The sequence below is a fragment of the Oleiphilus sp. HI0079 genome (assembly GCF_001635105.1).
On the sequence record NZ_LWFT01000470.1, the window covers coordinates 1 to 683 of the forward strand.

A 683-nucleotide genomic window follows, 5' to 3' on the forward strand; every position below is an offset into this window, starting at 1 on the left:
CAATAAGATAACGAAAAAAAAGACGCGAAATCCTTCCAACATAATGCCCTCATTGAGATAAAGTGACGTAGCAAAACTGAATCAATTATAGTTGTGAAAGTAAACTTCGCGAATACGGATAAACCTGCGGGCATCAGGGCGAGATATCCCTATCTCTTGATCTGAGTAAAGTAACCCGCGAGATTCCCAAGCAAGCGCTGTAACATCACCCATTAGATCTCTATACTGTAAAGATCAGTACCGCAATGATCCGTGTGTCTTGGTAAGCTTGCCGGCGAATTTTCAAGGAATTTAATGAAACACAACGTTGATACTAATATCGATTATTTTGACCGGCATCTTGATCGAATAAGGCGAAACGTAGCGCTAGCCTGCGTTTTTTTGATTATCTTGGCAACCATTCCTGTGGCCATCGCACGTGCCACCAATGGTTGGGATTTGACATCTTACATTCAGTTTATCAGCACTTTTTTACTGCTCGCCGTCTTTGCCTATGTTTATCTAAACGGCTACCGAAAGATCATTGGCGTCATTATTTACAGCATCGATATGGTGTTGATGAGCGTAGTGACGCTAGACTCCCTTGGCAACGAACTTATCGTGCTCTTCTTTATTACTCCGCTGCTCGTCGCCTATCTTTTTTTCCCTTTTCGAAAAGCGCTGATCGTATCGCTATTTTCCTA

1 protein-coding gene is annotated in these 683 nt (G+C 42.5%); it reads left to right on the forward strand.

Annotated elements, in window-relative coordinates:
* Positions 1-294: 294 nt before the first annotated feature.
* The coding region (locus A3750_RS06170) for a hypothetical protein (protein WP_156498446.1) at positions 295-683 on the forward strand (389 nt) is incomplete at its 3' end.